General features: G+C 46.1%; 4 protein-coding genes and 1 tRNA gene. 2 read left to right on the top strand and 3 right to left on the bottom strand.

Annotated features, from left to right (window positions below; translation table 11 throughout):
• Together F6J94_RS32450 and accC are read right to left on the bottom strand one after the other, a co-directional pair.
• On the bottom strand, nucleotides 1-418 hold a 418-nt coding region (locus F6J94_RS32450; RefSeq protein ID WP_293047784.1), incomplete at its 3' end, for an EF-hand domain-containing protein.
• Between the two features lie 196 nt (nucleotides 419-614).
• Nucleotides 615-1,961, bottom strand: coding sequence for an acetyl-CoA carboxylase biotin carboxylase subunit (gene accC / locus F6J94_RS32445; RefSeq protein ID WP_293047782.1), 1,347 nt, complete (start codon nucleotides 1,959-1,961; stop codon nucleotides 615-617).
• Between the two features lie 321 nt (nucleotides 1,962-2,282).
• On the opposite strand from accC, the gene F6J94_RS32440 reads away from it, so the two are divergent.
• Together F6J94_RS32440 and F6J94_RS32435 are read left to right on the top strand one after the other, a co-directional pair.
• Nucleotides 2,283-2,363, top strand: a tRNA-Leu gene (locus F6J94_RS32440).
• A 116-nt stretch (nucleotides 2,364-2,479) separates the two neighbouring features.
• Nucleotides 2,480-2,641: a hypothetical protein gene (locus F6J94_RS32435; RefSeq protein ID WP_293047780.1), complete on the top strand. Its 162-nt coding sequence runs from the start codon at nucleotides 2,480-2,482 to the stop codon at nucleotides 2,639-2,641.
• Here F6J94_RS32435 and F6J94_RS32430 read toward each other — a convergent pair.
• Entirely contained in the window at nucleotides 2,614-2,796 is a 183-nt protein-coding gene (locus F6J94_RS32430) for a creatininase family protein (protein WP_367142312.1), read from the bottom strand. The genes F6J94_RS32435 and F6J94_RS32430 overlap by 28 nt on opposite strands.
• Nucleotides 2,797-2,880: the final 84 nt, after the last annotated feature.

The following is a 2,880-nucleotide window of genomic DNA, read 5'->3' as shown; positions in this document are numbered from 1 at the left end:
CAATATCTTCGTCGAGCTGTACTGCTTTACAAAATTGTTTGTATTCCGCCAGACTAATTGTACCATTACCATTGCTATCCAAGATACTGAAGATAATGTTTGCTTTAGCACTATGAGCTTCTTGAAGTTCTGCTGAATTAGGAAAATTAGCAATCGATTTGTCGGCCACCTTCAGATACTCTTCCAATTCTACTTTTCCGTCACCATTGATATCGGCAGGCTGGAATAATTTCTGCCAAATTGCCGCATATTTGGCACTAATATCTTCAAATTCTGGCATTCCAGCTTTCCAACCTCGTAGCAAAGCCAGATTACGAGCGCATTGCTCTAAGTCGGCTTTTTCCACATATCCATTCTTATCTGCATCGTATACCCAAAAATTCTTGGTGTGTTTTTTGTTCAATAGTTCACTCAACATTTTTATACTTCCCTAGTAAAATCAAAATTTTGACAAGGGATATTTTATAAGATAATTAATTTATTTGAATTTAATTTAAACTTTATTTAACAAAAATTTTAATAATTTTATGCTGCTTGACTAGTTGACTAAGCTGTTGTGGAATTTAAATGCACAACAGCTTAATTCTGCTCTCTGCCTTCAGCATAGCTGCCGTTCAGTTCATCATCTCCTTCTCGACAAAATTGGTATAGACCTGACCCTCAAGAAAGGCTTGTGTCTCTAGGATTTTTTGATGGAAAGTCAGGGTGGTGGTGACTCCGGTAATGGCACACTCCCTTAAGGCTCGTTTCATGCGCTGAATGGCAGCATCACGGGTGGGACCCCAAACGATTAATTTGCCAATCAGAGAGTCGTAATAGGGGGGGATTTCGTAATCGGGGTAAACATGGGAATCCATGCGCACCCATGGTCCTCCTGGTGGTAGGTAAGCACTAATTCGTCCTGGTTGGGGACGGAAACTGTGGTCTGGGTCTTCGGCATTGATCCGACATTCGATGGCGTGACCTTTGAGAGTAACTTGGTCTTGGGTCAGGCTTAGTTTCTCCCCTTGAGCAATTTTAATTTGTTCGGCGATCAAGTCTAGACCGGTGATCATCTCGGTGACTGGGTGTTCTACCTGAATTCGGGTGTTCATTTCCATAAAGTAGAACTCACCAGAGGCATCTAAGAGAAACTCTACTGTGCCAACTCCAACGTAATTGATGGACTTAGCGGCCATTACCGCAGCATTACCCATCTTTTCCCGCAATTCTGGGTCAAGCACTGGGCTAGGGGCTTCTTCCAGTAGCTTTTGGTGACGCCGTTGGATAGAGCAGTCTCGCTCACCCAAGTGGATTACGTTGCCGTGACTATCAGCTAAAATTTGAATCTCGATATGGCGAGGGCGTTGAATAAATTTTTCAATATATACCCCGCCATTACCAAAGGCAGCTTGGGCTTCCCCTTGAGCGGCTTGGAAGAGTTTAATCAATTGGCTGTCATCCTGTACCAGGCGCATACCCCTTCCTCCACCACCAGCAGTGGCTTTAATCATGACAGGATAGCCAATTTGACATGCGATCGCATGAGCTTCAAGCTCAGAGCTGACTAATCCATCACTTCCGGGCACTGTGGGCACACCAGCTCGTTGCATGGTTTCTTTGGCCGTAGATTTATCCCCCATGGCTCGGATCGCTTCTGGGGTAGGGCCGATGAAAGAAATCTGATGATCAGCACAGATTTCAGCAAAACGGGCATTTTCTGATAGGAAACCATAGCCTGGATGAATGGCAGTGGCGTTGCGAGTGAGGGCTGCAGCAATAATATTAGGTATATTTAAATAACTTTTGTTGCTGGGGGGGTCCCCGATACAAACCGCTTCATCTGCGAGTTGGACATTAAGAGCGTGTTGGTCAATGGTGGAGTGAACTGCAACGGTGGGAATCCCCATCTCCTCACAGGTTCGGATAATCCGTAAGGCAATTTCCCCACGATTGGCAATTAAGATCTTTGAAAATTTCATAGAATAGCTTGGCTATATAGGGTTTTTATTTGAGATTTAAAACTAAGATTGATGGGGAGGTGTGGGGAGGGTGGGAAGTGTGGGAAGTGTGGGAAGTGTGGGGAGGAACATAGTTTATAAACTATCGCAATTGTCATCACGAGTGAGGTAGACAGGATTTTTCCCCATTCCCCCCCTACCCACCTCCGAGACCCAGACTAAACAAACTCTTACCCTACTCCCTACTCCCTACTCCCTACTCCCTTCAATTTTGACAGCATTTTTTGAGCTAGGCTTTGCAGCTCAGTACTGTTGTATGTTATCCTACGAAATGAGTTATTAGCGGATGTGGTGGAATGGTAGACACGCACGCTTGAGGGGCGTGTGGCGAAAGCCATGCGAGTTCGAGTCTCGCCATCCGCATTGATCAGCCTGGAGTTGTGGACAACTTCGCAACGGAGAGCTTCGGCTCAGGGCATAAAAATTGACGAAAACAGTATCATAAAAGCGATGCAGCATCATAAAAGCGATGCAGCACTATGGGAAAATGGCGCACCATTGCCTCTTGCCTATTCCCACACCTCCCACACCTCCCCCTCTCCCCACACTTCCCACCCTCCCAACCCTCCCGATTCCCGATTCCCGATTCCCGATTCCCGATTCCCGCCAGCCATCACCTCTTCGTTACATCAGGCTGCTGAAACCGATAGATATCCCGAATCACGTTTACCCAACCATCACAAAGAGAGGCTAATAAGCGATCGCCTTTTTCCTCAGTTGCTGCTGTGGCATCCCCGAGTACTCCACTCTGAGTCAACCCCTTGGTCAGCCAAGCAAAGGACAATTGTCCTTCCATACTCAATAGACTATCCTCGGGCAATCCCTGGGGATATTCCTTTACTCCCCGGTCAAGTGAAAATGGATCGGGCAGTAAAGGAAA

The sequence above is a fragment of the Moorena sp. SIO1F2 genome (assembly GCF_010672755.1).
GTDB lineage: Bacteria > Cyanobacteriota > Cyanobacteriia > Cyanobacteriales > Coleofasciculaceae > Moorena.
The sequence above is the reverse complement of the archived record's forward strand: the minus strand, read 5'-3'. Positions and strand labels throughout refer to the sequence as shown.

Excerpts from the sequence above, each read along its gene's own strand:
- accC (WP_293047782.1), bottom strand. The coding sequence starts at position 1,961 with ATGAAATTTTCAAAGATCTTAATTGCCAATCGTGGGGAAATTGCCTTA.
- F6J94_RS32435 (WP_293047780.1), top strand. The coding sequence starts at position 2,480 with ATGGGAAAATGGCGCACCATTGCCTCTTGCCTATTCCCACACCTCCCA.
- F6J94_RS32430 (WP_367142312.1), bottom strand. The coding sequence starts at position 2,796 with ATGGAAGGACAATTGTCCTTTGCTTGGCTGACCAAGGGGTTGACTCAG.